Origin of the sequence: Chryseobacterium sp. SIMBA_029 (genome assembly GCF_046535275.1) — a bacterium.
In the GTDB taxonomy this organism is placed as follows: domain Bacteria; phylum Bacteroidota; class Bacteroidia; order Flavobacteriales; family Weeksellaceae; genus Chryseobacterium.
Map to the genome: position 1 here is coordinate 1 of NZ_JAWRXA010000596.1, position 253 is coordinate 253.

A 253-nucleotide genomic window follows, 5' to 3' on the forward strand; every position below is an offset into this window, starting at 1 on the left:
GTGCATCCGCGCCCCGTTTTGAAAGCGCAATTGCGCGTTGGAAAGAGCGCCGCCTTGCTGTGCGCGGCGCCATCGAGGCGAATGCCGTAGGCATCGTCTGTCTGGCCAATCAACGGGGTACGAAAATAATGAACGGCACGAACAATCAACCGGGCGCGGGGCGCGGCGGAAGGCGTCCGGCCAGCATGGTGGACAGCCAGTTGGAGCATCTTGAGGGCATGATCCAGTACCTGACGCGTGGGGACGCGGACAG

Annotated in this window: 1 protein-coding gene; it reads left to right on the forward strand. The window is 62.8% G+C overall.

Annotated features, from left to right (window positions below; translation table 11 throughout):
* The coding region (locus tag SB679_RS25365) for a hypothetical protein (protein WP_410705110.1) at positions 1-253 on the forward strand (253 nt) is incomplete at both ends.